Source organism: Rhizobium sp. A37_96 (genome assembly GCF_053521765.1).
Genome location: NZ_JBNWDS010000002.1, coordinates 393,412 through 418,587, shown reverse-complemented (window position 1 = coordinate 418,587; position 25,176 = coordinate 393,412). Strand labels below are relative to the sequence as shown.

26 protein-coding genes and 1 tRNA gene are annotated in these 25,176 nt (G+C 61.1%); 16 read left to right on the top strand and 11 right to left on the bottom strand.

Going from position 1 to position 25,176, the window contains the following annotated elements; all coding sequences use genetic code 11:
- Positions 1-50: 50 nt before the first annotated feature.
- On the bottom strand, positions 51-1,277 hold the full coding sequence (gene phoR / locus ACQZ6J_RS08505) for a phosphate regulon sensor histidine kinase PhoR (protein ID WP_348643427.1): 1,227 nt from the start codon (positions 1,275-1,277) through the stop codon (positions 51-53).
- Positions 1,278-1,552: 275 nt separating this feature from the next.
- Between phoR and ppk2 the strand changes: the two genes are divergently transcribed.
- The gene (gene ppk2, locus ACQZ6J_RS08500) at positions 1,553-2,434 is read left to right on the top strand and encodes a polyphosphate kinase 2 (protein WP_163984783.1); all 882 of its coding nucleotides are present in this window, start codon (positions 1,553-1,555) and stop codon (positions 2,432-2,434) included.
- 17 nt (positions 2,435-2,451) lie between these two features.
- Here the strand turns inward: ppk2 and ACQZ6J_RS08495 are convergent, their stop codons facing one another.
- Positions 2,452-3,699 carry a hypothetical protein gene (locus ACQZ6J_RS08495; protein WP_449083366.1) on the bottom strand — a complete coding sequence of 416 codons (1,248 nt, stop codon included), beginning with the start codon at positions 3,697-3,699 and terminating at the stop codon, positions 2,452-2,454.
- Positions 3,700-3,999: 300 nt separating this feature from the next.
- Between ACQZ6J_RS08495 and ACQZ6J_RS08490 the strand changes: the two genes are divergently transcribed.
- The 6 genes from ACQZ6J_RS08490 (at position 4,000) to ACQZ6J_RS08465 (ending at position 7,989) form a co-directional block, all read left to right on the top strand.
- Positions 4,000-4,959 (top strand): NAD(P)H-dependent flavin oxidoreductase, encoded by a 960-nt coding sequence (locus ACQZ6J_RS08490; RefSeq protein ID WP_449083364.1) that lies wholly within the window; start codon positions 4,000-4,002, stop codon positions 4,957-4,959.
- Positions 4,960-5,097: 138 nt separating this feature from the next.
- Positions 5,098-5,173: transfer RNA gene (locus ACQZ6J_RS08485), tRNA-Thr, on the top strand.
- Positions 5,174-5,433: 260 nt separating this feature from the next.
- Positions 5,434-6,123: a hypothetical protein gene (locus ACQZ6J_RS08480; RefSeq protein ID WP_449083362.1), complete on the top strand. Its 690-nt coding sequence runs from the start codon at positions 5,434-5,436 to the stop codon at positions 6,121-6,123.
- Between the two features lie 316 nt (positions 6,124-6,439).
- Entirely contained in the window at positions 6,440-7,243 is an 804-nt protein-coding gene (locus ACQZ6J_RS08475) for a hypothetical protein (RefSeq protein WP_449083360.1), read from the top strand.
- A 170-nt stretch (positions 7,244-7,413) separates the two neighbouring features.
- Positions 7,414-7,662 carry a DUF982 domain-containing protein gene (locus ACQZ6J_RS08470; protein WP_163984788.1) on the top strand — a complete coding sequence of 83 codons (249 nt, stop codon included), beginning with the start codon at positions 7,414-7,416 and terminating at the stop codon, positions 7,660-7,662.
- Between the two features lie 75 nt (positions 7,663-7,737).
- A complete protein-coding gene (locus tag ACQZ6J_RS08465; protein ID WP_449083357.1) occupies positions 7,738-7,989 on the top strand; it encodes a DUF982 domain-containing protein in 252 nt (83 codons plus the stop codon).
- 99 nt (positions 7,990-8,088) lie between these two features.
- Here the strand turns inward: ACQZ6J_RS08465 and ACQZ6J_RS08460 are convergent, their stop codons facing one another.
- Positions 8,089-8,694, bottom strand: coding sequence for a class I SAM-dependent methyltransferase (locus tag ACQZ6J_RS08460; RefSeq protein WP_449083355.1), 606 nt, complete (start codon positions 8,692-8,694; stop codon positions 8,089-8,091).
- A gap of 316 nt (positions 8,695-9,010) precedes the next feature.
- Here ACQZ6J_RS08460 and ACQZ6J_RS08455 point away from each other — a divergent pair, with 316 nt between their 5' ends.
- Complete coding sequence (locus tag ACQZ6J_RS08455) at positions 9,011-9,889, top strand: glycosyltransferase family 2 protein (RefSeq protein WP_163984791.1); 879 nt, start codon at positions 9,011-9,013, stop codon at positions 9,887-9,889.
- A 155-nt stretch (positions 9,890-10,044) separates the two neighbouring features.
- Positions 10,045-10,344 carry a putative quinol monooxygenase gene (locus ACQZ6J_RS08450; RefSeq protein ID WP_163984792.1) on the top strand — a complete coding sequence of 100 codons (300 nt, stop codon included), beginning with the start codon at positions 10,045-10,047 and terminating at the stop codon, positions 10,342-10,344.
- 67 nt (positions 10,345-10,411) lie between these two features.
- On the opposite strand, the gene ACQZ6J_RS08445 is transcribed toward ACQZ6J_RS08450, so the two are convergent.
- The 3 genes from ACQZ6J_RS08445 to ACQZ6J_RS08435 form a co-directional block, all read right to left on the bottom strand.
- A complete protein-coding gene (locus ACQZ6J_RS08445; RefSeq protein WP_449083353.1) occupies positions 10,412-10,777 on the bottom strand; it encodes a hypothetical protein in 366 nt (121 codons plus the stop codon).
- A gap of 370 nt (positions 10,778-11,147) precedes the next feature.
- The gene (locus ACQZ6J_RS08440; protein WP_163984794.1) at positions 11,148-11,357 is read right to left on the bottom strand and encodes a hypothetical protein; all 210 of its coding nucleotides are present in this window, start codon (positions 11,355-11,357) and stop codon (positions 11,148-11,150) included.
- 93 nt (positions 11,358-11,450) lie between these two features.
- Positions 11,451-12,677 carry a LysR family transcriptional regulator gene (locus ACQZ6J_RS08435; protein ID WP_163984795.1) on the bottom strand — a complete coding sequence of 409 codons (1,227 nt, stop codon included), beginning with the start codon at positions 12,675-12,677 and terminating at the stop codon, positions 11,451-11,453.
- Between the two features lie 442 nt (positions 12,678-13,119).
- On the opposite strand from ACQZ6J_RS08435, the gene osmF reads away from it, so the two are divergent.
- From osmF to ACQZ6J_RS08415, 4 genes are all read left to right on the top strand, one after another.
- The gene (osmF, locus tag ACQZ6J_RS08430; protein WP_449083350.1) at positions 13,120-14,028 is read left to right on the top strand and encodes a glycine betaine ABC transporter substrate-binding protein OsmF; all 909 of its coding nucleotides are present in this window, start codon (positions 13,120-13,122) and stop codon (positions 14,026-14,028) included.
- A 123-nt stretch (positions 14,029-14,151) separates the two neighbouring features.
- Entirely contained in the window at positions 14,152-15,318 is a 1,167-nt protein-coding gene (locus ACQZ6J_RS08425) for an ABC transporter permease (protein WP_449083349.1), read from the top strand.
- Entirely contained in the window at positions 15,315-16,262 is a 948-nt protein-coding gene (locus ACQZ6J_RS08420) for an ABC transporter ATP-binding protein (RefSeq protein ID WP_449083347.1), read from the top strand. Before ACQZ6J_RS08425 ends, ACQZ6J_RS08420 begins: the two co-directional genes overlap by 4 nt.
- Complete coding sequence (locus ACQZ6J_RS08415) at positions 16,259-17,008, top strand: ABC transporter permease (protein ID WP_163984799.1); 750 nt, start codon at positions 16,259-16,261, stop codon at positions 17,006-17,008. Before ACQZ6J_RS08420 ends, ACQZ6J_RS08415 begins: the two co-directional genes overlap by 4 nt.
- A gap of 56 nt (positions 17,009-17,064) precedes the next feature.
- Here the strand turns inward: ACQZ6J_RS08415 and ACQZ6J_RS08410 are convergent, their stop codons facing one another.
- Positions 17,065-17,448, bottom strand: coding sequence for a YciI family protein (locus ACQZ6J_RS08410; RefSeq protein WP_449083344.1), 384 nt, complete (start codon positions 17,446-17,448; stop codon positions 17,065-17,067).
- A 179-nt stretch (positions 17,449-17,627) separates the two neighbouring features.
- Between ACQZ6J_RS08410 and ACQZ6J_RS08405 the strand changes: the two genes are divergently transcribed.
- Positions 17,628-18,023 carry a VOC family protein gene (locus ACQZ6J_RS08405; RefSeq protein ID WP_449083342.1) on the top strand — a complete coding sequence of 132 codons (396 nt, stop codon included), beginning with the start codon at positions 17,628-17,630 and terminating at the stop codon, positions 18,021-18,023.
- 60 nt (positions 18,024-18,083) lie between these two features.
- Here ACQZ6J_RS08405 and ACQZ6J_RS08400 read toward each other — a convergent pair whose 3' ends face one another.
- Positions 18,084-18,476: a PRC-barrel domain-containing protein gene (locus tag ACQZ6J_RS08400; protein WP_163984802.1), complete on the bottom strand. Its 393-nt coding sequence runs from the start codon at positions 18,474-18,476 to the stop codon at positions 18,084-18,086.
- Between the two features lie 348 nt (positions 18,477-18,824).
- Here ACQZ6J_RS08400 and ACQZ6J_RS08395 point away from each other — a divergent pair, with 348 nt between their 5' ends.
- On the top strand, positions 18,825-20,522 hold the full coding sequence (locus tag ACQZ6J_RS08395) for a long-chain-fatty-acid--CoA ligase (protein ID WP_449083340.1): 1,698 nt from the start codon (positions 18,825-18,827) through the stop codon (positions 20,520-20,522).
- Between the two features lie 173 nt (positions 20,523-20,695).
- Complete coding sequence (pgi, locus tag ACQZ6J_RS08390; protein WP_449083338.1) at positions 20,696-22,321, top strand: glucose-6-phosphate isomerase; 1,626 nt, start codon at positions 20,696-20,698, stop codon at positions 22,319-22,321.
- Positions 22,322-22,606: 285 nt separating this feature from the next.
- On the opposite strand, the gene ACQZ6J_RS08385 is transcribed toward pgi, so the two are convergent.
- The 3 genes from ACQZ6J_RS08385 to ACQZ6J_RS08375 all read right to left on the bottom strand — a co-directional run bounded on the left by ACQZ6J_RS08385 (position 22,607) and on the right by ACQZ6J_RS08375 (position 25,087).
- Positions 22,607-23,533 (bottom strand): carbohydrate kinase family protein, encoded by a 927-nt coding sequence (locus tag ACQZ6J_RS08385; RefSeq protein WP_163984805.1) that lies wholly within the window; start codon positions 23,531-23,533, stop codon positions 22,607-22,609.
- A 77-nt stretch (positions 23,534-23,610) separates the two neighbouring features.
- The gene (locus ACQZ6J_RS08380) at positions 23,611-24,306 is read right to left on the bottom strand and encodes an orotate phosphoribosyltransferase (RefSeq protein WP_163984806.1); all 696 of its coding nucleotides are present in this window, start codon (positions 24,304-24,306) and stop codon (positions 23,611-23,613) included.
- Between the two features lie 130 nt (positions 24,307-24,436).
- Positions 24,437-25,087 carry a TetR family transcriptional regulator gene (locus ACQZ6J_RS08375; RefSeq protein ID WP_449083335.1) on the bottom strand — a complete coding sequence of 217 codons (651 nt, stop codon included), beginning with the start codon at positions 25,085-25,087 and terminating at the stop codon, positions 24,437-24,439.
- Between the last annotated feature and the right edge of the window lie 89 nt (positions 25,088-25,176).

The following is a 25,176-nucleotide window of genomic DNA, read 5'->3' as shown; positions in this document are numbered from 1 at the left end:
TGAAATCGCTTGCATAAATCGCAAGCCAAATGGGCGATTCACAACGGCTTTCAGAAGCGCACCGTAAAGTCGGTTCCCTTGCCGACCTCGGACTTGACGATCAGTCTTGCGCGATGGCGGGTCAGGATGTGCTTGACGATGGCAAGCCCGAGGCCGGTCCCTTTCTTGGATCGGCTGTCCTCAACGTTAACGCGATAGAAGCGCTCGGTCAGGCGCGGCACATGTTCTGCGGGAATCCCCGGGCCCTTGTCGGAGATGACGACCTCGACGGCCTGGCCCGGCTCGTTCAGCAGCGAGACCTCCACCGCCTTGCCTTCCTGGCCATATTTGCAGGCATTCTCGATCAGGTTTTCGAAGACCTGCACAAGCTCGTCGCGATCGCCCAGCACTTCGACCTTGCCCGCCGGCAGATGCAGATCGATCGCGACATCGAGATCGCCGGCGAGCGGCAGAAGCGAATCGCGGACATGACCGAGCAAGGGCACGAGATCGACCTTCTGATCCGGCGCGATGTGCGATTTCAGTTCCAGCCTGGACAGCGACAGCAGATCGTCGACCAGCCTGCTCATGCGCGTCGTCTGGTCGAGCATGATGCCGAGAAAGCGCTGCTGCGCTTTCGCGTCGGACTTGGCGGGACCCTGGATGGTTTCGATGAAGCCGCGCAGCGATGCGAGCGGCGTGCGCAATTCATGGCTGGCATTGGCGACGAAATCGGACCGCATGCGGTCGATGTGACGCAGCTCCGATATGTCCCGGAACGACAGCAGGAAAAGGGCATCCTCTTCCTTCTCGATCTGCGGAAGGTCGATCGGCGCGATGCGGACGATATAGACCCGCTCCGAAGGCAGGCGCTCGGAATGCTCGATCTGATTCGGCAGATTGGTGGCAAAGGTCTCGCGCACCATGTCGAGAAGGCCGGGCGAGCGCAGCTTCGAAGAGATATGGGCGCCGATCGGAAACGCGCCGAAGGCCTTTTCGACAGCGGCATTCTGCACCAGCACGGATGCCTCGCGGTCGATGATGAGCACCGGCATGTCAAGCGCCGCCAGTCCCGCGAAAGCGGTACCCAGCAAAGCCTGCGGATCGACGGGCGCCGGCTCGGCCCGCGACGGCACCACCACCCGCTCCACCAGCGGCGGACGAAGCAGCGTTACGATCACGACGATGGCCCAGATCCAGAACACGGCACCGGTGTTGATGCCCTCGATGAGGGCGAGCGCGGCAATCAGCGTCGCCAAGATCAGAACGGCGCTCTCCTGCCGCAACCGCACTGCCAATTTCCTGACAAATGACCATTCGTCTTCCAACTGCGCCCGTCCCTTCGCCTACCATGATGGAATGCTGGATTCCGCGTCTTATCCGCGATTCATGACAGAAGTATTCGGCTCTATCCACAGAAGCGCGTAACTGACAATAATAAATGTAGCCGGCAAATGAGGAAGGCGACAAAGGAGTTGAAACCATTGAACAAAAGCTCCAATTTCCTTCATGAGCTTTTTGTCGCGGCCGCGCGGCAGAGTTAACGGGGCGTAAACAGCCGAGGAGCCGATATATGGGAGCACAAGCAGAAAGCCGTGCGGTGGAGCTGGATATCCACGGCGTCAAGCACATATTCGACGTCGACGATCCCGTGCTGCCAGGCTGGATCGACGAGGAGGCCCTGACCTCCGGCGGCTACCCCTACAAGAAGAAGCTCAAGGAAGGCGATTACCAGGACGAGCTGAAGGCGCTGCAGATCGAGCTCATCAAAGTGCAGTTCTGGTTGCAGGCGACAGGCAAGCGGGTGATGGCGCTATTCGAAGGCCGCGACGCCGCCGGCAAGGGCGGCTCGATCGCCGCGACCTCAGCCCATATGAATCCTCGTCTGGCGCGCGTCGTGGCGCTGACGAAGCCGACCGACCGCGAGGCGGGGCAATGGTATTTCCAGCGCTATGTCGCCCGGTTCCCGACCGCGGGCGAGTTCGTGCTGTTCGACCGTTCATGGTACAACCGCGCCGGCGTCGAGCCGGTCATGGGCTTCTGCACGCCGAAACAGTACGAGCAATTCCTGAAGCAGGCGCCGCAGATGGAAAAGCTGATCGTCCAGGACGGCATCTATTTCTTCAAGTTCTACCTCGATATCGGCCGGGAGATGCAGCTGAAGCGTTTCCATGACCGCTGCCACGATCCGCGCGCCGTCTGGAAGCTTTCCTCGATGGATATCGCCGCTTTGTCGAAATGGAAGGACTACAGCGAAAAGCGCGATCGCATGCTGAAGGACACGCATACCGACTACGCGCCCTGGACGGTCGTCCGTGCCAACGACAAGCGGCGAGCGCGCCTCAACCTCATCCGCCACATTCTGCTGACGCTCGATTATGACGGCAAGGACAAGAACGCCATCGGCAAGATCGACGAGAAAATCCTGGGCCAGGGATCGGATATTCTCAGTTAACTCCGCACTGCCCGGGCTTATTGTCCGGGCAGAACGCGGATGGCGTAGACGTTGACGCCGCGGGCCTTGCCATCGACATCGCTGTTGATGATGAGATGGCCCGCGCTGGTCGGCGCCAGCGAACGATCGAACTGGACCTGGAAGAGCGCATCCGTCTTCTGGCGGCTGACCGTGAAGCGATGACGCCCGCAGCGGCCGAGCGAGCCGAAATCGCATTCCACCGTGATCTGCGTCGGCGCATCCGAGGTGGACTGCAATGTCAGCGCGATCGTCGATGCCTTGCCTGCCATCTGCTGCAGCACATTGGCCGGCACCTCGACCGAGCCGTTGCCGTCCGAGCCGCTGCTGAGCGAGGTCAGCCTCACGGCAGGTCCTTCGTTCTCGGAGACATTTTCGGCCTTCGACTGCGGGCCTGTCATCACCTTCGGCGCGTCCGTGGGCTTCAGCACCTCAATCCACTCTTCGGAGAAGCTGTTCTGCGGGTCGATGGTCGCCAGGCCCGGATTGACCGGACCGCTATTGTCGTCCTCATCCGACGTGTCGTCGTCGTTGCCGTTGCCGCTGAAATCCTGGGAATCGACATGGGCCGGCGGGTTGGGCACGCTCGTATCCCTTTGTGCCGCCGACATCAGCACGCCCGAGGTCTTGATCCACCATGCGCCGACGCCGAGGAAGGCGAGCAGGATGCAGAAGACCAGCAGGCGCGAGAAGAACTTGCGCGGCTTGCGGCGCACGGCGGCGCGCTCCGGCTTGAAGTTCATCGACCGCGCCGCAGCCGGCGCTTCGGCCATCGGCCGCACATCGCTGTCGGCGCCGAGATGATCGGCAGGGCCGGCGTGCATGTCGCCGAAATCGTCACTTCGTCCCGAGGGCTCGACCGATATCGGTTCCACTGGGGCGGCGGCCTGCGCCGACATCGGCGGGTCGCGCGTCTCTCCACGCACGCTCATGACCGGCTCCGGCCGCTGTGAAGCCTGCACGGCTTCCGGCCGGGATGCCACGGGAGAAACCTGCGGGGCGGCAGGCTCCGGCGAGTTCGGCGCCGCCTGCGCGGGCCGGGCGCGCTCCTCGGTCTCGATCTGGCGGATCGTCGCTTCCAGCCGCTGGCGCTGGGCCGCGACGACGTTGATATCGGTAATGTCCTGCTTGCGGAGGCCGGCTTCCAGCGCCTGCCGTGCCGACTGATAGATGCGAGCCCGGATTTCCGGATTGGCGCGATCGGACCGGTCCAACGCGCTTCTGATAGCCGTTTCTAATCCGCTCACATCAGGTCCTTTACTCTCACTCGCAACATGCTCGCATACTCTGCCGGCAGGACAGCCACATTTTTAGCATTCGTTAACCGGATTCGGTAACGCCGAGTTTCGCATTACGCAAGTCTTCGGCAGGAGCCGCAGGCACTCGGGAGGGGATAAACATCAAAGACGACGCAATTGCGATAGCGGTGAGCCGGCTTCTTCCCCGACGCTGCGCCCGCAACTCCGCGCGGCATCTCGCCACTTCCCCTCGCGATGCGCATCTGCTATCCCTTTGACGTTTTCGTAAACGTCAAAGGGATGATGTTCATGGCCCTCCCCTCCATCCTCACCGAGCATCTGCGCCTGCCGGTCGTGGCTTCGCCGCTTTTCATCATCTCGCACCCGGCGCTGACGCTAGCGCAATGCAAGGCCGGCGTGGTCGGCTCCTTTCCCGCCCTGAACGCGCGTCCCGAAAGCCAGCTCGACGAATGGCTCGCCATGATCACCGAGGATCTCGCCGCATATAATGCCGCCAATCCCGAGCGGCCGGCAGCGCCATTTGCGGTCAATCAGATCGTTCATACGTCGAACAAGCGGCTGGAACACGATCTGACGCTCTGCGTGAAATACAAGGTGCCGATCGTCATCTCCTCGCTTGGCGCCGTGCCAGAAGTGAATGCGGCCGTGCATTCCTATGGCGGCATCGTCCTGCACGATATCATCAACAACCGCCATGCCAACTCGGCAATCCGCAAGGGCGCGGACGGGCTGATCGCCGTGGCCGCCGGTGCGGGCGGCCATGCGGGCCAGCTTTCGCCCTTCGCGCTCGTCCAGGAAATCCGCGAATGGTTCGACGGCCCGCTGCTGCTGGCCGGCGCGATTTCGACCGGCGGCGCCATCCTCGCCGCCCAGGCTGCCGGCGCCGACCTCGCCTATATCGGCTCTCCCTTCATCGCGACGGAAGAAGCCCGCGCGGCGGACGCCTACAAGCAGGCGATCGTCGAGGGAAGCGCCGGCGATATCGTCTATTCCAACTATTTCACCGGCGTCCACGGCAACTATCTGAAACCCTCCATCCGCGCGGCCGGACTGGATCCCGACAACCTGCCGGAAGCCGACCCTTCGAAAATGGATTTCGAAGCCGCCACGACCGGCGCGAAGGCCTGGAAGGATATCTGGGGCTCCGGCCAGGGCATCGGCGCCGTCAAATCCATCCAGCCCGTCTCCGCACTCATCGACAGGCTGGAGGCCGAATACAGGCAGGCGCGCGCCCGGCTGGCACTTTAGAGCGGGGCGGAGAACGGTTCTTTTTTCACAGGCCTCTCGCTTTTTTGCCAATTGGCGATTTGAGCGCTTGAAATCTGGGCGCATAGACTGTATCAGCGCCATGCAAATCGCGGAGCCGAACCGAATGCTCCGCAGAATGCCGCTTTAGCTCAGTCGGTAGAGCACATCATTCGTAATGATGGGGTCACGTGTTCGAGTCACGTAAGCGGCACCACTATTTTCAAGCAAGAATTTGGAAATTAATTCAAATTAGATAACTCTAATTTGTTGCGTCCGCCTTTTTGTCTACCCTTCACACATCGATAGCGTTCAAAAATCCCTCGCATTCCCGAGTACCGATAACCTCTAACCTATCGGAACTCATCGGCATGTTGATCGCGACAAGGGCGTATCAACGGCAGTTACAGGCAAGTTGCCGGACTCGCTTTTCGCATTGCTTTTGATAATGATCCTCCGATCTATTGGAGGGATGGCGTGCGCAATCTTGATTTCAGCTCATGGCAGAGCCTGCTCCTGACGCTGGTCGGTTTGGCGCTGTTCACGTTGATCAGCATCGGCGTCCGTCTTTTGATGATGGTCACAATCCAGCAGCGCCGCGAACGCATGAACCGCCAAATCAATGAGCGCCTGCGCACGCTGATTGCTGCTTACAAGACACTTGGCGGATCGTTCACCGGCGATCTGACCGTGGATCCGGCCCATTTGCGTGATTTGCGCCGAGAAGCGCCAACCGATCCCGAGGTGGAGATCGAAAGCGTTCTCGGATCCGAGCGCAGGCGGCGCATCCGTGACGAGGTGGAGGCAGCTCTGTCGGATATCATTCTCCTCGGGACGGAAGAACAGGTCCGCCTGGCTGAACATGTCGTGCGGGAGCTGATTGCAGGACGCCCGGTTCAGACAGGTGATCTTGTCGTTTCGCTCCGCTCTTTCATTCGTGAAGCATTGGACATTGGCCCAATTCCGGCTGATCTTGCGATTCCCATGCAGGGGCCTGCACGGCCGTCGGCTTCCGGCGCTCGCGGCAAGGGAGAGCGCGGGAAAGAGGGCTCAAAGCAAGGGGGAGGCGGGGGAAGCGGCGGCATGGGTATGGGTGGAGGCATGGGCGGCGGCTTCGGGATCGGTGGCAGCGCCGATGACCAGGCATCATCCGATCATCATTCATAAAAAGACAGATGACATAAGCCTCGCTGCCGAAAGGCGGGGCTCTCCCCGAGACGGATGCCGTTTAACTGCCGGCTGAAAATTCATCCCGTGCCTTCGACCTTTTGGCCCGACGCCCAACGAAGCATCCGGTCCGCGCTCGAAGCGAATTTCGTATTGATTTCCGTTAGGTAAGAACGCGCCAAAGCAACCTGCGCACCAATACTTCAGCCGGCTTCGAAGTGTCTATTTCAACAAATTCAAGTCTATTGCGCTTCTCGCGCCATAATTTACTATGGAATAACAATAGAACTTGAAATCAAACCGGAAGAGGCTGGCGATGAGGGGAATTCTGCTGGCATTATCGCTCGTGGTGGCGTCACTATTCACCGGGTGCGCCAGTAGCTCTTTCGCGAAACTGAACGCGATACCACAATCCGATATCTACAAAGTGATAGCGGAGGTAAAACGTCAGATAAGTGTATATACATCATATCAATCTTCGAAGTACGGATACTCGAGAATTCTACGGAATTCCAAATCGAAGGTCTGCGGAAACGGCCTGATTGGCTTTGACATCGTCTCCGTTCAAATGGAGCTTGTCTCCACCTCCGAAGGCAGTGCCAGCGTGGGACTTTCTTTGTCGCCTATACCGGCCGCAGGGAATGCGACAATCGGAGGAAAGGCCGGCGCTTCGGTCGATACCACCGATACCCAAACATTTGAGATTGCAGAAACGGTCGTTCCCAGCCCCTACCCGCAGCCATTCGATCTGCGTCAATTGCGTTCCGCACCGCTCGCGGTTTCAATGATCAACCTATGGGCCGCCGCGCTTCAGTCGGGTGACGATCAAAGCGATGTTTGCCTTCACCTGAAGAAGAACGCTGAAGGCGACGGAAATACCTTCAAAATGGCTATAAACGTCGTAAAAGACGCGAACGGCGAGATAAACGTGGGGCTGACAAATGTCGGGCTTACGGCAGGAGGCGATTTCAAGGCTACGAGCGGCAACACCATAACCGTGAAGTTTGAACCTCACGATTTTACCAAGCCACGGCCGCCGAGACCGAAACCATGTGGCCCCGGCGAAACCGGGCGCGATTGTCCCAACCAGCACATCGTGACGCCGGCTCGAATGAATTAGCCTCAACGTTTCGTCGATGACGTCACCCTGCCCTCAAATCGAATATTTCAGGTTTGCCGGCGAGTTTTGATCGCATATGCCCAAAAGCATGCCGGCGGATTAAAAAAGTTAAATGCATCCTTCATGGCAAAAGGCTCAGAACGGCCTCTGCTTTGGCGGAGTCTTCGACCATGAACACCGTGCGGCGCTTTTCTCCAATCCGCGTCATTCGCAGCCATTCCGGCGAAACGAAATCCGTCGGGACGGCCGACGAAGTCTGGAAGACGCTTCTCGATGACTGGCCGTCGGAGGAAGGCGACTGCTTTCTGTCGGCATTGCTCATCTGCATAGACGTTCAACGCGGCGAGCGGCCACCCGAGGAGGCGCGCGTTGCCTTCATTGCCGCTGCCGTCGAAGCGGGAGTTCCCCTGCTGTCCTGACGATGCGGTCTCCGCCAGGACCCGTTCGGGAACAATCCGGCCGGCGGCACGTTGACGGCGAGAAGGAGAAAACTCATGGCCCAATGGTGGAGCAAGCCTGTCATCGTCGAGACGAGAAAGACAGGCGACCGGCTGGTGATCTCGAATGCGGAACGCGCCACGGAATACATGGTGAGCGAGTGGCCGACGCTTGAGGATGGGCAGGCGTACAACGCCGCCAGGAAGGCGCTGTCGGACGCCCATGACGGCAAGCTCGACGCGGAGAAAGCCAGAGAGGCTTTCCTTGCAGCTTTGCAGGAAGGCGACATATTCATCTTCGAGAACTGAGCATCGCTGCGGTCGGTGCCTGCATTCAGCGTGGAGATGCGCGGTCCCCCGCGACGGGCTGGCGTTGCAACGCTTGCGAAGGCATGAGCACGAAGCTGCCTAGAGCCGCTTCAGCGAAAACGAAAAGTGCCCGTGGGATTCCAGGGTCATGTATTCGAACTGCCAGTGGAAATCCTTGCAGAACTTGGTGCAGGCTTCGACCACGCCGTAGGGAATGGCGTCGATGACGTTGCCGGTGCAGAAGTCGTGGCCGGTGATGCGGCCGTCCTGCTTGACCTTGAAGTGGCTGATCGACAGCTCTTCCAGGGTCGTCTCGTAGCTGTGATTGGTGTCGATATAGACCCAGTCGAAGAAGCTGTTGGGAAACTCGGCAAGCCTGACCGTCGAATAGCCCTGGACGATGCGCAGGCGTCCGCTGTCCACCGCGCCCCTGAATTTCGTCCTGATCTGTTCCAGGCCCTCCTGATAGCGGGGCGTATCCCACGCATCGATCAGGTAAAGCTCCCGTGGCGCATTCTTTTCGAGGATCTCGCCGGTGAAGTCGCCGAACGCCGCGCCGATCTCGGCGCAGACGCCTCCATGCGGCAGGCGATGCAGGAGTTCGCCGCGATCGGGCAGCAGCCGCGCATTTTCCGTATGGTGCAAACCGAGCTGCGTGTGCGGCATCCCGGTCTTGTACTGAAATCTTGAATCGCGCGTCTGCATTTGCGGCTGGCACCTTCGAGGCTGATTTCACTCCGGGCCGTATCGGCCGCCTGTTTTGAAATCGTGGATGCGGGCAGTCTTGGCATTCATGGCTTGCGTCAGGCATTCGGGCCTATGCACACGGCCGGGGTTCGCGAGGGCCTTGTTCGCTACCGCATGCCTCTTTTCCGAGCCTATTTTGACCAGGGAGTCATGCCGGCTGTGACTTCCAGGATGCCTTTGCGCGCGATGCGTTGAATCCACGCGATTAATACAACCAAAGATTCAGATTTCGATGGTTTTGTGCATCCCGGCATAACATTCTGGGGGATGCATCATGAAGATTGCCGTTGGGGTGGCGACATGCGGTCGCAAGACGATATTGGCCGCCATGATCGACAGGCTGGCCAGGCAGGAGCGCAGGCCGGATCATCTGTTCCTCTGCCCGGCCAAGGCAGACGATATCGATATGGCGCGCCTGCGTTCGGCGCCGTTTCCGGTGACCGTGGTCTCGTCGCTGCAGGGAAGCTGCCCGCAGCGCAATGCGATCATCGACGCCGCCGCCGGCATGGACGTGCTTGTCTTCTTCGATGATGATTTCTTTCCGGCGGCAAATTATCTCGCCGAGACGGAAGCGCTGTTCGAGACCGACGAAGAGATTGTCGTTGCGACCGGCGAGGTCATCCGCGACGGCATTCTCGGACCGGGCCTGACGGTGGACGAAGCGGACGAGGCGCTGGCGGCCGATGCCGACCCCGATCCCATTCCGGTCATCGAGGCCGCGCACAACGCCTATGGCTGCAACATGATTTTCCGCCTGCGGCCGATCGTGGCCAATCGCATCTATTTCGACGAAGACTTGCCGCTCTACGCCTGGCAGGAGGATGTGGACCTGTGCCGCCGGCTGCGCCCCTATGGCAAGCTCGTCAAGTTCAACCGGCTGCGCGGCGTGCATCTCGGCGTCAAGGCCGGCCGCACGTCGGGCCTGCGCCTGGGATATTCGCAGGTCGCCAACCCGCTCTATCTCGTCAAGAAGCGCTCCGTGTCGCTGAAATGGGCGCTGAAGCTGATGGGCGGCAATATCGCCTCGAACCTCGTCGGCTCCGTCAAGCCGCCGCCCTATATCGACCGGCGCGGCCGCCTCCAGGGTAACCTTCTTGCCGTGAGCCACCTGCTGAGCGGATCGCTGGATCCGAAACACATCAACCGGATGTGATCCCGGCCGATCTTGCAGAGATCCGGCGGCGATCGATAAAGTTGAAGTTCGCCGTTCGGCTAGCCTCTTTCCATGATAATGATCAAAGCCGGCCGCGCCATTGGCGGCATCCGGTATTCTCCATTCCTATTGTCTATCGTTTCAAGGACATCCTCATGATTCACGTTCTCGCCATCCTCACCGCCTTGCCCGGCAAGCGCGCCGAAGTGCTCGAAGCTTTCCAGGCGAATGTTCCGGCCGTTCATGCCGAGGACGGCTGCATCGAATATACCGCCGTCGTGGATGTCGACGGCGCCGATCCGGCCTTTGGAGCCGACACGTTTGTCGTGGTCGAGAAATGGGCAAGCACGGAGGCGCTGAAGGCTCATGCGGCTTCGGCGCATATGGCCGCCTATGGCGAGAAGGTGAAGCATCTGATGGCGGCTCGCGCCGTTCACGTCCTCAAGCCGGCATGATCTGATTGCATCCGGACCTGGTCACGAACGGCGCCGGAAGGCGCCGTTTTGCTACCGGCCGATATCGTCAGTTATGCGAGAAATGCGGCTGGCTGTGATACCGCCAGTGTCCGCGGCCGCCATGCCAGCCGTGATATCCACCCCGATAGTATCCGCGGCCACCGTACCAGCCGCGATGATAGTGGCGATATCCACCGAAGCCGCCGATCCAGCCGAAGGAATAGTAGGGTTGGTAATAACCGTAATAGGGCTGATAGTAGCCATAGTAGGGGCGGTAATAATGCGGGCGATAGTAGTGATGATGATAATGATGGTGGCGATGGACGACAACCCGGTGGTGGTGGTGTCCATGATGGTGAGAACGCGCCTCGGCATAGGTTGCCGGTAGTGCGAGCATGCCTAGCGCCACAAGCGCTGTTGCCAGAATTTTCATTTCCAGCCTCCTTGAATGCCGGACGCGAGCGCGACTCGGATCATTCGCATCGTCCGGACCATACAATAACGCGGTAGCGCCGCCCGTAGTTCCGCTCGCGGCAGGATAGCAGATGTTTTCGCGGCTTTGCTATCTCTGCTTTGCGAGCCATCTCAGCCTCGGACGGGCGCCAGTCCGGCCGGGAGTTACCGCCGCTACGCTCAGCCCCGCCGGGCACGGATCGACAACACCAGCCCGCCTGCCGACGGGCAGCCGGTCAAAAGCGTCAAAAAGCCCGCGGATCGCCATGAGAGGGCGAAACGGCTTTGCCGATCACGCAGAAAAACGGCGCTCGGCAGCGCCGTTTTCCATGCCTGTCCGCCGTTCTCAACTATGCGTGCGAGAAATGCGGCTTGCTGTGCGGGCGATGATGGTGCGAGCCGTGCCAGCCATGGTGGTGATGCCAGCCATGGTGTGAACGATAATGATGGTGGTGGTACTGGTGGTGATGCCAGCGGTGATGATGATCACGCGCCTCGGCGTAGGTAACGGGTAGAGTAATAATGCCTAATGCGACGAGCGCCGTTGCAAGAACTTTCATCTATGGTCTCCTTGGGTGCCGAACGAGCCCCCCGGCTGCGTACGCCCGGACTAACCTAACTCACCTAAACGCGAGCGACTCACGATAGTTCCGTTAGCCGCGGGACGGCAAGCGCTTTTGCGCAATCCCCATTTCGCCCATCAATTCGCGCACCGCCTGCTGGATGAGCCGGCAGGCCTCGACCGAGGCTTTGCGGCCATTATGGGCGAGATAGTAGGAGAGCGGCAGGAGTTCGTCCGGATCGACGATGCGGACCTTGTCGGCGATCGGCAGGGCGCTGACACGGCCAAGAAACGAGACGTAGCCGTGATTGGCGACGAGATCGACGATGACGGGCAAGGAATCGGCCGAGGTGATGTCGCGCCCGCGAAACCGGCGGCGATCGCGGCTATCGTAGCCAAAGGCCGTTGCGGCATTGCCGATGCCGGTGCGCGGGCTCGGCACGCAGAGCGGATGATTTTCCACCAGGGCCGCGAGCGTCTGTTCCGTGCTGTCGAGCGGTGCGATCGCCACCATGTCGGTCGCCACCAGTTCCATGTGTTCGAACGCATCGAGACCGAAGACGGAATCGACGATGGCGACGTCGATGCGGCCAGATCGAAGCGCCTCGCGCAGATCGTCCGCCGTCATCAGCATCAGCGACAGCATGTTGCGATTGCCGCCGATGTTCCAGCGCGACACGAGGCTCGCAAGCGAGCGGGCGACCCAGCTTTCCGAACCGGTCGGGATGATCGACCCGATGCGGACCGCACGCGCGGTCCGCTGAAAGCGCTCATCCGCCGCCGCCTTCATCTCGTCCCAGGCCTGTGCGATGGCGGCGAGAATGGCGTGTACCTCCTGCCCGGCTTCGGTCAACACAGAGCCCTGCGCCTGCCGCACGAAGAGACGGCATCCGAAAAGCTCCTCCAGATTGGCGATCTGCAGCGAGAGTTGCGGCTGGCCCAGCCGCAGGCGGCGGGCGGCGCGATTGATGCTGCCCTGATCGGCGACCTCGAGAAAACGTTCGATGGTGGCGATCTTCAACGGCAGGCGCGCGGCCCACTGATCATAGTCCTGCGGTGCCGGCGGCTCCTTCACCAGGACCGAAAGCCGGCGGATGCAGCCGAGTATGGGCTGAAGCCCCTTCTGTACCTTCGAGCTTGCGAGCAGGGTCGCAAGCTCGCCGGACGCACGCTCGACAAGCTTCAGAGCAAGCTCGGTTTCAAGCCGGCGCAGGGCGCTCGAGACTGTCGATGCCGAAAAAGAAAGCCGGCGCGCGGTCTCCCGCACCGAGCCGACGGAAAACACCATGTCGGCTATGAACAACGCGCCGAGATACAAACCGCAATCCCTTTTGCCTGCAGCATGCGTCCTGTCGCGGCCGCAGCAATATCAACGATATCCCGACGATATGACGTGTTCTCGAAAAAAGATATCCCTAAGCTTGAAAGCGGCCGCTATCGTTTCCCGGTCGCCTAACTGATCCAACGGTAAAAATGAGATCGGAAGAGCGCCAAACGGGTAAGGGGAACAAAAACAAACGCACTTGCCCCCGAAAAAAGAAATCCAATTTCGCGCGAATGTCGAGTACGCTCGTCATAATCGCGCGACTGCAACGGGAATCCGAAGCGACATCGATTTTTCGCGATGAGCTACGTGCCTGATGCGGCCACCAATTCGCCTGTGGGCCACCGGCCCACTCGAAGCTTGCCTGTACGGACTGCGCCTTGAGGCGGCACGAACATGCAAAACAAAGGTTTAACGGGGTACAAAGGGAAACATCATGCTTAAGAAGCTTGCACTTGCCGCCACGCTGACGGCTCTCCTTGCCAGCGGCGCCAACGCCGCCGACGTCGTCGTCTCCTCCAAGATCGATACCGAGGGCACGTTGCTCGGCAACATCATCCTCGCCGCGCTGAATGCCAACGGCATCAAGGCGCAGGATCGCATCGCGCTCGGCACGACGCCGGTTCTTCGCAAGGCGATCACCGCAGGCGAGATCGACATCTATGCCGAGTATACCGGCAATGCCGGCTTCTTCTTCAACAAGGCCGACGATGCGGCCTGGAAGAACCTGCAGCAGGGCTATGACCTGGCCAAGAAGCTGGACTACGACGCCAACAAGATCGTCTGGCTGACGCCATCGCCGGCCAACAACACCTGGGCGATCGCCGTGCGCAACGATGTCGCCGGCCCGGCCAAGCTGAAGTCCATGTCCGACTTCGGCAAGTGGGTTGCAGGCGGCGGTGCGGTCAAGCTTGCCGCCTCGTCCGAATTCGTCAACTCTCCGGCTGCCCTGCCGGCCTTCGAGACGACCTATAGCTTCAAGGTGAAGCCGGATCAGGAAGTCGTGCTTTCGGGCGGCGATACGGCAGCGACGATCAAGGCCGCGGCCGACCAGACCAACGGCGTCAACACCGCGATGGTCTACGGCACCGACGGCGCCATCGAAGCCGCCGAGCTGACCGTGCTCGAAGACGACAAGAGCGTGCAGCCGGTCTACGCCCCGACGCCGATCGTCCGCGAGGCCGTGCTGAAGGCCAACCCGAAGATCGAAGAGGTTCTGGCGCCGATCTTCAAGGGCCTGACCGCCGACGTGCTGCGCAAGCTGAACGGCCGCATCCAGGTCGACGGCGAGCCGGCCAAGGCTGTTGCCGAATCCTACCTCAAGGACAATGGCTTCCTGAAGTAAGGCTTTGTCGCTGCTCCTGCGGCTCCATTTTGATAGAGTGGGGCCGCCGGGGCATTCGAATGGGCATGGTCTTGTCCGAACCCGCCTCAAATTTTGGGCTCATGCGCTGACGGAGCTTGCCTAATGGAAGATGCGCTAGCGGTCCGCAGAGTGGACCGTCTCGGAGTGGTGCTGGTGGCGGGCGGCGCGCTGGCCGTGGCCTGGATGCCGTTCATCATCGTCAAGGCAAACCGCATTGCCGCCGGCAAGCCTCAACTGCTTACCCAGCTTCTCGGCCAGCCGGCCGCGATATGCCTGGTCGTCCTCTTGGTAGCCGCAGCGCTTGCCGCGCTTTTCCTTCACAACCAGGTCATCCGCCTCGGCATCGCCACGCTCGCGATCGCCATGCTCATCGTCACGCTCGGCCTGGTTTCGACCGCCGCGACGCCGACGGGCAGCACAGTCGCGCGCATTACGCCCGGCGGCTGCTTCTGGGTCTTGCTCGCCGTGGTGGGACTGATGATTTCGGATGCGCTGGTAAAATTGCGGCTGACGCCCTGGCTGCGGGTCGCCGCACTCGCGGTCTATGCCGCCCTGCTGTTCGCCGTGCTGCGTTCCGGCCTGCTCGACAATCTCTCGATCATGAAGGAATACGCCAACAATGCCGACAAGTTCTGGCATGAGGCGCTCGGCCATGTCTTCCTTTCCCTCGGCTCCGTTGCGATCGCCATCGTGCTTGCACTGCCGCTCGGCATCTTCTGCTACTGGCAGCCGAGGGCCCGCGCCGTGGTGCTGCGCGCGCTGAGCCTGGTGCAGACCATACCGAGCCTGGCGCTGTTCGGCATCCTGATGCTGCCGCTCGGCTATATTGCCGCCCATGTGCCCTTTGCAGCCCAGATTGGTATCCAGGGCATCGGCGTGGCGCCGGCGCTGGTGGCGCTGGTGATCTATTCGCTGCTGCCGGTCGTCGCCAATACCGTCGTCGGCCTGGCCGGCGTCGACCCGTCCGTGCGCGATTCCGCCGCCGGCATGGGCCTGACGCGCCGGCAGATCCTGACCGGCATCGACCTGCCCCTCGCCTTTCCGGTGATCCTCACCGGCATCCGCATCGTCCTGGTGCAGGCGATCGGGCTCGTCACCGTGGCAGCGCTTATCGGCGGCGGCGGCTTCGGCCTCTTCATCTTCCAGGGTATCGGCCAGACGGCCAATGACCTTGTGCTGCTCGGCGCGGTGCCGACGGTCTTTCTCGCTTTCTCATCGGCCGTCATCCTCGATGCGGTCATCGACAGCATTCGGGGACAACGCGCATGACCAACATGATCGAGCTCAAGGGCGTCACCAAGCGCTATGGCAGCGCCACCGTGGTCGACAATGTCAGCATGAGCATGGAAAAGGGCACGATCACCGTCATCGTCGGCACGTCCGGCTCCGGCAAGTCGACGCTGATGCGCATGATCAACCGGCTGGTGCCGATATCGCAGGGCCACATCTCCGTCGGCGGCGAGGATGTCATGAACGTGCCGGCGACCGAGCTTCGCCGCCGTATCGGCTATGCCATCCAGGGGCACGGGCTGTTTCCGCATCGCACGGTCGCGCAGAATATCGCCACCGTCCCCGAGCTGCTCGGCTGGGAAAAGGCGCGCATCGCCCAACGTGTCGAAGAACTCCTCAATCTCTTTCATCTCGACCCCGGCACCTTTGCCGGCAAATATCCGAGCCAGCTTTCCGGCGGCCAGCAGCAGCGCGTCGGCGTTGCACGCGCGCTTGCCGCCGAACCGGAAGTGCTTTTGATGGACGAGCCTTTCGGCGCGCTCGATCCCGTCATCCGCGGCAAGGCACAGGACGACCTGCTCGCCATCCAGAAGCAATTCGGCACGACCGTCATCCTCGTCACCCACGACATGGACGAAGCCTTCCATCTGGGCGACCGGATCGCCGTCATGAGCGGCGGCAAGCTGCTGCAATGCTCCGAGCCCGAGAAGATCCTGACGGAACCCGCCGATCCCTTCGTCCAGCAGCTGACCGGCACGTCCGATCGGGCCTTGAAACTGATGTCGCTGTTGCCGCTCAAGGAGAGCATGCAGCCGCCGCGGACCGGCCTCGGCTACAGCCTGCCGCAGACGCTCAACCTGCGCGATGCCCTGGCGGAGCTGATCTGGCAAGGCGCGGACGAGGCAACCGTCGAAGACGAGCGCAAGATGCCCGTCGGCTCGATCTCGATCCAGCATCTGATCGAACTGGGCCGCAAAGCATGAGATTTGTCGCCGCCAACCTCTTCCGTGTTCTGGCGCTCGCGCTGCTGCTGGTGATGTTGTTTCGCCCGGAATGGCTGACGCCCGTGCTCGCCCCGCTGACCAAATTCGGGGCGTCGCCGATCTATACGCAAAACAGTTTGCCGAGCCTCGCGCTCAGCCATCTCGAACTGATCCTCGTCTCGATCGTCGCGAGCGGCATCCTGGCCGTTCTCGGCGGCATCTTCGTCACGCGGCCGGTCGGCGCCGATTTCCTGCCGCTGTCTCGGGCGATCGCCAATGCCGGCCAGACCTTTCCGCCTGTCGCCGTGCTGGCGCTCGCCATCTCGACCACCGGCTTCGGCGCAGTGCCGACGCTGATCGCGCTTTTCCTCTACGCGCTGTTGCCGATCTTTGAGAATACGGTCGCCGGGTTGCAGCAGGTGCCGGCCTCGGTGCTCGATGCCGCCGACGGCATGGGCATGAACGGCTGGCAGCGCCTGTTCCGCGTCGAGCTGCCGCTCGCCCTGCCCTTGATTATCGAAGGGCTAAAAATCGCGACCGTCATCAATATCGGCACGGCGACGATCGGCTCCACGGTCGCGGCCAAGGGGCTGGGCGAGGTCATCATCGCCGGGCTGATCAATGACAACACCGCCTTCATCCTGCAGGGAGGCCTGATCGTCGGCCTGATGGCGGTGCTGATCTATGACGCCATGGAAACGATCGAGCGCGGCGTCACAAGCAAGATCGGCCTTCAATCCCATTAGGATCGGAGATCCGTTGCAGCCTCTCCGGGCCGCCAGCAGCGCGGATAATCGGCGCGTCAGTTGCCCTCGCCATAGGGCAGCGATGCGCCGGGCACGTAGAGCGAGACCGGCCTGATTTCATAAACGGCGGTAGGATTGGCGCGCCGCAATTCGCGCGCCGCTTCGATGGCTCCCTCGATGGTCGGAAAATCGACGACGTAAAAGCCGAGCAGCTGTTCCTTGGTTTCGGCAAACGGCCCATCGATGACCAGCCCCGCGCCCTTCCCGCGCAAGGTGACGGCATTCTGGGTCGCGCCGAGACGCACCGCCGGGCCCAGCGACTTCCGCGCAACCATGCGGTCGTTGATCTCGAGCAGCTCGCTCATGAGCGCGGCGTCCTCCTCCTCGCTCCAGGATTCCACGATATCTTCCTCGTGGTAAGCCAAAATGGCGTAGTACATGATTTCTCCCCCTTCGGTCGCAAACTTGAGCGCCGGGGAGTTAAGCAGATCGATCGGAATTCAGAAACCTCCGATCCGCACTTGAATACGGGCGGAGCAATTTTCCGTGCGCTTGCCTTGCTCGGCCAGCAATGGCATTTGCTTTCGATGATGTGTTCAGACGATCGATGGAGACGCCGATGGCCAAGATGATTCACTCGATGATCCGCGTGCTCGACGAGGCGCGCTCGACCGAATTCTACGACAGAGCTTTCGGGCTGAAAGTGGCCGACCGCGTCGCTTTCGAAACCTTCACGCTGATCTATCTCAGCAATGCCGAGACCGGCTTCGAACTGGAATTGACCGTCAATCAGGGCCGCACCGAGCCTTATGCGCCTGGCGAAGCCTACGGCCACCTCGCGGTCTCCGTTGCGGAACTACGCGACGAACATGCGCGCATGACGGAACTGGGGCTCAATCCCGGCAAGATCGTCGAACTCAATCGAGATGGAAAGCTCTTTGCGCTGCTCTTCTTCGTCACCGACCCCGATGGCTACAAGATCGAGGTCGTGCAAAGACACGGGCGGTTTCAATAGAGCCCAACAAAGCAATGCCCCGCTCCGGCGGGGCTTACCCTAGCGGCTCCCTCCGTGCGCTCACATCCAGTAGGGAGGCACGCCAAAATAATCATGGGTCTTGTGACCATGATCCTTGTGGTCGTGTTCATCCTTGCTGGCGAAGCGGCGTGCTTTTTCAACGTCGTTCTTGGTCATGCTGACGCGATAGCCGTCGATGCGGGCATCGTAGCGCAGCTTTTCCCACGGCAGCCGGTAATGATCCTGGCCGATGCCGAAAAAGCCGCCGAAACTCAAAATGACGAAAGCGATGCGTCCGTCACTTTTCTCGAGCATCAGGCGCTCAATATGACCAATCTGCTTGCCGTCCGAACCGAATACCCTGGAGCCTTCGACGCGGTCACAGGCAACCAGCATCGACATGTCCTTGATGTAAAGGTCACGACCCGAAAAATCGGCACTCTCTTTATGCATATGCGCACCTCCTTTTGGATACGCGTCACATAAACTATGGAGCGTCCGACCTGCTCTTTGGGGCAGTACGATGCTCCGATGGGTTTACGCCCATGGACCTATTAACGCTCCGTTATCGCAAAAGTTCCAGCACTTTTTTCAAAACTGTAAAAAAACGTGAGCGCGCGACAATTATTGACGTTTACGTCAAGGTTATTGTAGCATTTGTCACGCTTCGATGATTTAGTTGAGAGCAACAACCGCGGCGATGCGAAAAGCGGGAGACTTTTCGATCGGGCGGTGACAGTTTACATATCCGCCGCTCAAGACGGCGGGGCGTGGTGATGATGCGTAAAGGAGGAAGTGCGCATGAATTCAGTCTCCGCTCCTTCGGATAGGCCGCAGGTCAAGAAAATATGGCTTGCCTCCTATCCGGACATCGTACCGGCCGAGTTGCCGCCGCTGGAGCATGCGTCACTCGTCGAACTGCTGGAGGAAAGCTGCGCGCGCTATGCGGACCGGGTCGCCTTCACCAGCATGGGCAAATCCATCACCTATCGCGACCTCGACACCCAGACGCGCAAGATCGCGGCCTGGCTGCAGAGCCTCGGCCTTCAGAAGGGCGACCGCGTCGCCGTCATGATGCCGAACGTGCTGCAAAACCCGGTCACCACCTATGGGATCCTTCGGGCCGGCCTAGTCGTCGTCAACGTCAATCCGCTCTATACGCCGCGCGAGCTCGAGCATCAGCTGCGCGATTGCGGCGCCAAGGCGATCTTCGTTCTTGAAAACTTCGCCCATACGGTGGAGCAGGTTCTGGCGCATACGGATGTGCGCCATGTCGTCGTCACCGCGCTCGGCGACATGCTCGGCATCAAGGGCCACATCGTCAACTTCATCGTCCGCAAGGTGAAGAAGCTCGTGCCGGCATGGTCCATTCCCGGGCATCGCAATTTCAAGGGCGTGGTCTCCGAGGGCGCGCGCCTGCCGCTGAGACCGGCCGGGCTCACCGGCAGCGATATCGCCTTCCTGCAATATACCGGCGGCACGACCGGCGTTGCCAAGGGCGCCATCCTCACGCATTCCAATCTGCTCGCCAACCAGCAGCAACTGCTGCTCTGGCTGCAATCCGCCTACATCAACAAGCCGCGGCCCGAGCAGCTGACGTTCGTCTGCGCGCTGCCGCTTTACCACATCTTCGCGCTGACGGTGAATTCGCTGATGGGCATGTCGCTCGGCGGCCACAACGTGCTCATTGCCAACCCGCGCGACATCCCGGCCTTCATCAAGGAGCTGGGCAAGTACAGGTTCGACATGTTCCCGGGCCTGAACACGCTGTTCAATGCGCTGATGAACAACCCCGATTTCAGCAAGCTCGACCTCTCCAACACCGCAACGCTTGCCGGCGGCATGGCGGTTCAGCGGCCGGTGGCCGAGCGCTGGCAGAAGATGACGGGGGCCTGGATCACCGAGGGCTACGGCCTTTCCGAGACCTCGCCGGTCGCAAGCGCCAACCGCTTCGACAGCTCCGAATTCTCCGGCACCATCGGCCTGCCGATCACAGGCACCGATTTCGACATTCGCGACGAGAACGGCAACTCACTGCCGCTCGGCGAGGTCGGCGAGATCTGCATCCGCGGGCCGCAGGTGATGGCCGGCTACTGGAAGCAGCCGGCCGAAACCGCACGCGTGATGACGCCCGACGGTTTCTTCCGCAGCGGCGACATGGGCTTCATGGACGAGCGCGGCTATACCAAGATCGTCGACCGCAAGAAGGACATGATCCTGGTCTCGGGCTTCAACGTCTATCCGAACGAGATCGAGGAAGTCGCCGTCATGCATCCGGGCGTCCTGGAGGCGGCGGCGATCGGCGTTCCGGACCCGCATTCCGGCGAGGCGGTGAAGCTCTTCATCGTCAAGAAGGACCCGGCCCTGACCGAGGCCGACGTCAAGGCCCATTGTGCTGCAAACCTGACCAACTACAAACGCCCGCGCTTCATCGAATTCCGCACCGAGCTGCCGAAATCGAATGTCGGCAAGATCCTGCGCAAGGAGTTGCGCGGCTGACATAATTCCGTGTCATTCAGAAAGCCGCTCGCCCGTTTTCGCGAGCGGCTTTTTTCGTTTTGGATGATACGTGAACTTGATTTACGCCCTACATAGGGAATAGTTTCCGCGACCAACTCAGAGTGCCCTGCCCTCTCCCGACGGCAAGCGGCGCGAACCGCAAGGAGTCCTCCATGAACGCCCTCGTCGATCAACTGAAGAGCACCGCATCGGCAACGAAGGCCACCGATATTCGCGCCGCCTTCACCGCTGATCCCAAACGCTTTTCCCGCTTCAGCGCCTCGTTCGACGATCTTCTGATGGATTATTCCAAGACGGCGGTGAACGACGACATTCTCGACCTTCTCGAGAAGCTCGCAGCCGAGGGCGGCGTCGCTGCCAAGCGCGAGGAAATGTTCTCGGGCGTCGCCATCAACTTCACCGAAAACCGCGCCGTACTGCACACCGCCCTGCGCAATCGCTCCAACACGCCTGTGCTGGTCGACGGCACGGATGTCATGCCTGACGTCAACGCCGTGCTGGCCGCCATGGGCAAGTTTGCCGACGGCATCCGCTCCGGCGCGCTGAAGGGCTCGACGGGCAAGGCGATCACCGATGTCATCAACATCGGCATCGGCGGCTCCGATCTCGGCCCGGTCATGGCGACACTGGCGCTGGCGCCCTTCCACGACGGCCCGCGCTCGCATTTCGTCTCCAATATCGACAGCGCGCACATCGCCGACATCCTGAAGCTCGTGAAGCCGGAAGCGACGCTCTTCATCATCGCCTCGAAGACCTTCACGACGATCGAAACGATGACCAACGCGCAGACGGCGCGCAAGTTCATCGCCGACGCGCTCGGCGAGGCTGCCGTGCAGCATCACTTTGCCGCCGTTTCGACGGCGCTCGACAAGGTTGCCGCCTTCGGCATCGACAGCGAGCGCGTCTTCGGCTTCTGGGACTGGGTCGGCGGCCGCTACTCGATCTGGTCGGCCATCGGCCTACCGCTGATGATCGCCGTCGGCCCGGAAAACTTCGGCAAGTTCCTCGACGGCGCGCACGCGATGGACAACCATTTCCGCAAGGCGCCGTTCAGGGAAAACCTGCCGATGCTGCTCGGCCTCATCGGCTTCTATCATCGCAACGTGCTCGGCTATCCGACGCGCGCGATCCTACCCTATGACCAGCGCCTGTCGCGCTTCCCGGCCTATCTGCAGCAGCTCGACATGGAATCGAACGGCAAAGGCGTCACCATCGACGGCACGCCGGTCGAAGGCAATTCCGGCCCGGTCGTCTGGGGCGAGCCCGGCACCAACGGCCAGCACGCCTTCTACCAGCTCATCCATCAGGGCACGAGCGTCATCCCGGCCGAGTTCATGATCGCCGCCAACGGCTTCGAGCCGAACCTACGCCACCAGCATCAGCTTTTGATGGCCAATTGCGTGGCGCAGTCGGAAGCGCTGATGAAGGGCCGTACCTTCGAAGAAGCCAAGGCCCAGCTCACCTCCAAGGGCATGGACGACAAGAAGGCCGATTTCATCGCGCCGCACCGCGTCTTTACCGGCAACCGCCCGTCGATCACCTTCGTCTATGACAAGCTGACGCCCTATGCGCTCGGCCGCCTGATCGCACTCTACGAACATCGCGTCTTCGTCGAAGGCGTGCTGTTCCGCATCAATTCCTTCGACCAGTGGGGCGTCGAGCTCGGCAAGGAACTGGCAACGGGCCTGCTACCCGTGATCGAAGGCAAGGAAAGCGCCGCCGGCCACGATTCCTCGACGCAGGGGTTGGTGGCTGCTCTGGCAAGCCGGGCGAAGTAAGGGTTTTGGTGGGGTGGATTTAGGTCTACCCTATCTTGTCCGCGAGTTCGCGGAGAGTACTCACCCCCCCCCTCTGTCACTGTCGTGACATCTCCCCCACATGGGGGGAGATTGTTAGCCTGTGGCGCTGCACCGCCCCAAACCAATATCGCATCCGCTGAAACTGTATCTACCGCATTTGTGGAAAGTGCAGCAAACTCCCAACGATCTCCCCCCTCGTGGGGGAGATGTCCCGACAGGGACAGAGGGGGGCGGCCTCTCCGCACCCGCAAGGCCGATGAAAGACTAAAGCCCGATCTCACTTGCCCAAGGCGGATTGGCGCCCGCGCGCGATACCGTGACAGCGGCAGCCTTGGCACCCAGAGCCAGCGCATCCTGCAACGCCTTCTCGTCGAGCGAGGCCACCTGCGCCTTGGTCAGCAGATTGTTCATCTTCAGCGACGCCAGGATGCCGGCATCGAACGTGTCGCCGGCGCCGACGGTATCGACGACCGTGACGCGTTCGCTCGGCACGGAGACCTTCAACGACTTCGTATAGCCCGTCGCGCCCTCGGCGCCTTTGGTGACGACAACGAGCTTCGCACCCTGGCCCAGCCAGTGCGCGGCCAGCTCATCGTGGTTGCCTGCGATGCCGAACCATTCCAGATCCTCGTCGGAGAACTTCAGGATGTCGGACATGGCGACCATGCGGTTGAGGCGAGCCATGTGAGCGGCCTTGTCCTTGATGAAGCCCGGGCGAATGTTCGGATCGAGCGAGATCACGCGGCTCTGGTGCTCGCGCTTCATCAGCGCCTCGTAGGTCGCGCCGCACGGATTGGGGATCAGGCTGATCGCGCCGAAATGCAGGGCTTCGCAATCATCGCCGAGTGTGGGCAAGTCAGCTTCGGTGATCATGCGGCCAGCCGTGCCTTCGTCGTAGAAGGCGTAAGTTGCCTGGCCGTTGACGAGCTTGACGAAAGCGATCGTGCTCGGGCGCGGCGTGATGGCGCAATAGCTGAAATCGACCTTGGAGGCAGACAGCGTTTCGCGCAGGATATCGCCCATCATGTCATCGGCAAGGCCGGTGAAAAAGCCTGTGGGAACGCCGAGACGGCCAAGCGCTATCGCGGTGTTGAAGATCGCGCCGCCGGCATAGGGGGCAAAGCCCTTTTCGCCCTGCGTCGTCTCCCGCGGCAGCATGTCGATCAAAGCTTCGCCACAGCACAATATCATTCCGGCCTCCTAAAGAGCGCGTCTGTCTTATCCAGTCTCATAAATCGATTAGATAAATTCGCGGCAAAAGCAAAGCGTCATTTGGGCAGCTCCGAAATGCCGCCGTTCCAGCCGGACCATGCGAGCGGTGCATTGAGGAAGGCCTCGACTTCCTCGAGCGTCTTCTCATCGAACAGCTTCTGCTCCTTGGCGACGGCGAGCACATCGCGCCAGGTGGCGATGTGATGCAGGCGGACGTTTCTATTGGCAAAACGCTCTTCCGCCTCGGGGAAGATGCCGTAGTAGAACAGCGCCATGCCGTGATCGACGATACCGCCGGCCGCGCGGATGGCGTCGATGAAGGTGAACATGCTGCCGCCGGCCGTCGTCAGGTCCTCGATGACGAGCACGCGGGCGCCGTCCTTCATATCGCCTTCGATCTGGGCGTTGCGGCCATGACCCTTCGGCTGCTTGCGGACATAGATCATCGGCAGGTCGAGGCGCTCGGCCAGGAAGGCGGCGAAAGGAATGCCCGCCGTCTCGCCGCCGGCAACGCAGTCGAACTGCTCGAAGCCCGCATTGCGCACGATGATGCTTGCGGCGAAATCCATGACCGTGGAGCGGATGCGCGGATAGGAGATCAGCTTGCGGCAATCGATATAGACCGGGCTCGCCATGCCGGAGGCGAATTTATAGGGCTTGTCGGCGCTGAAATGGACCGCCTTGATTTCCCAAAGCATCTTTGCCACCAGCTCAGCCATGACGGCGCGATCGGTAAATGTCATCTGGGTCATGCGGGGGGCCTCCTTCGCAGCGCTAATGTTCCAGCGGCAATAGCAGCAAGCGGCCCGAGTTTCCAGACGCATGGGAGGTTTTGCAGGCATCCGTCGCGGGCGCAGCCGGCATTCCGCCGCCCACAGTTGCCTATCGGACCATGGCGAGATCGGCGGGCAGCATGGCCTTGAACAACGCAATCACCTTGTCGCCCTCCTCCCGCTCGATCGAAATCGCATAGCGGACCGCGGCCGCGACCAGCTGCATGGTCAGTCGGGCGATCCGTGCGAGTTCGGATTGGTCGCGCTTCGGCCACAGGCGTTCGAGGACGGTGAGAAAAGCCTGCGAATGCCATTCCATGTCTTCGGCGTCGATCTGCTGCAGCAGCTTGTCGGCGTGGGTGGCGTGCCAGATGTCACGCATGACGGGCTCATCGAGAAACATCGCATAGTAGCCGTCGACGATGCGGCCAAGGGCGGCCTGGAGCTCGTCGGCGCTCTTGATCGCCAGCAGCTCGTCCTCGACGCATTGACGGCCCTGCTCGTTGAAGCGTTCGGCCAGCACGCGGATGATCGCCGTCTTGTCCGGGAAATACTGATAGAGCGAGCCGAAGGACACGCCCGCCTTTTCGACAATCTCGCCCATGCGCAGCGCATCGCTGCCGTTCTTCGCGATCAGCTCGGATGCCACCGAAAGGATTCGTTCCACGCGTTCGCGGCCGCGCTGCTGGCTGGGTATGCGCCGCGGCGTGCCTGCCTCGTCCTTGCTGCGCCTGCGTTTCGCGATGGGTTCCTGCGTCATGTCATTGCCTGCCTGTCATTGTTGACAAGCAATATAAGAGAGTTTATCACATTTCGCAAATGAGAGAATTTATCACATTTTACCGGAGG

Coding starts and splice junctions, on each gene's coding strand:
- osmF (WP_449083350.1), top strand. CDS start 13,120: ATGCTTAAGAAGCTTGCACTTGCCGCCACGCTGACGGCTCTCCTTGCC.
- ACQZ6J_RS08440 (WP_163984794.1), bottom strand. CDS start 11,357: ATGAAAGTTCTTGCAACGGCGCTCGTCGCATTAGGCATTATTACTCTA.
- ACQZ6J_RS08420 (WP_449083347.1), top strand. CDS start 15,315: ATGACCAACATGATCGAGCTCAAGGGCGTCACCAAGCGCTATGGCAGC.
- ACQZ6J_RS08425 (WP_449083349.1), top strand. CDS start 14,152: ATGGAAGATGCGCTAGCGGTCCGCAGAGTGGACCGTCTCGGAGTGGTG.
- ACQZ6J_RS08415 (WP_163984799.1), top strand. CDS start 16,259: ATGAGATTTGTCGCCGCCAACCTCTTCCGTGTTCTGGCGCTCGCGCTG.
- ACQZ6J_RS08460 (WP_449083355.1), bottom strand. CDS start 8,694: ATGCAGACGCGCGATTCAAGATTTCAGTACAAGACCGGGATGCCGCAC.
- ppk2 (WP_163984783.1), top strand. CDS start 1,553: ATGGGAGCACAAGCAGAAAGCCGTGCGGTGGAGCTGGATATCCACGGC.
- ACQZ6J_RS08410 (WP_449083344.1), bottom strand. CDS start 17,448: ATGTACTACGCCATTTTGGCTTACCACGAGGAAGATATCGTGGAATCC.
- ACQZ6J_RS08385 (WP_163984805.1), bottom strand. CDS start 23,533: ATGATATTGTGCTGTGGCGAAGCTTTGATCGACATGCTGCCGCGGGAG.
- ACQZ6J_RS08465 (WP_449083357.1), top strand. CDS start 7,738: ATGGCCCAATGGTGGAGCAAGCCTGTCATCGTCGAGACGAGAAAGACA.
- ACQZ6J_RS08490 (WP_449083364.1), top strand. CDS start 4,000: ATGGCCCTCCCCTCCATCCTCACCGAGCATCTGCGCCTGCCGGTCGTG.
- ACQZ6J_RS08405 (WP_449083342.1), top strand. CDS start 17,628: ATGGCCAAGATGATTCACTCGATGATCCGCGTGCTCGACGAGGCGCGC.
- ACQZ6J_RS08400 (WP_163984802.1), bottom strand. CDS start 18,476: ATGCATAAAGAGAGTGCCGATTTTTCGGGTCGTGACCTTTACATCAAG.
- ACQZ6J_RS08375 (WP_449083335.1), bottom strand. CDS start 25,087: ATGACGCAGGAACCCATCGCGAAACGCAGGCGCAGCAAGGACGAGGCA.
- ACQZ6J_RS08455 (WP_163984791.1), top strand. CDS start 9,011: ATGAAGATTGCCGTTGGGGTGGCGACATGCGGTCGCAAGACGATATTG.
- pgi (WP_449083338.1), top strand. CDS start 20,696: ATGAACGCCCTCGTCGATCAACTGAAGAGCACCGCATCGGCAACGAAG.
- ACQZ6J_RS08445 (WP_449083353.1), bottom strand. CDS start 10,777: ATGAAAATTCTGGCAACAGCGCTTGTGGCGCTAGGCATGCTCGCACTA.
- ACQZ6J_RS08395 (WP_449083340.1), top strand. CDS start 18,825: ATGAATTCAGTCTCCGCTCCTTCGGATAGGCCGCAGGTCAAGAAAATA.
- ACQZ6J_RS08470 (WP_163984788.1), top strand. CDS start 7,414: ATGAACACCGTGCGGCGCTTTTCTCCAATCCGCGTCATTCGCAGCCAT.
- ACQZ6J_RS08450 (WP_163984792.1), top strand. CDS start 10,045: ATGATTCACGTTCTCGCCATCCTCACCGCCTTGCCCGGCAAGCGCGCC.
- ACQZ6J_RS08380 (WP_163984806.1), bottom strand. CDS start 24,306: ATGACCCAGATGACATTTACCGATCGCGCCGTCATGGCTGAGCTGGTG.
- ACQZ6J_RS08475 (WP_449083360.1), top strand. CDS start 6,440: ATGAGGGGAATTCTGCTGGCATTATCGCTCGTGGTGGCGTCACTATTC.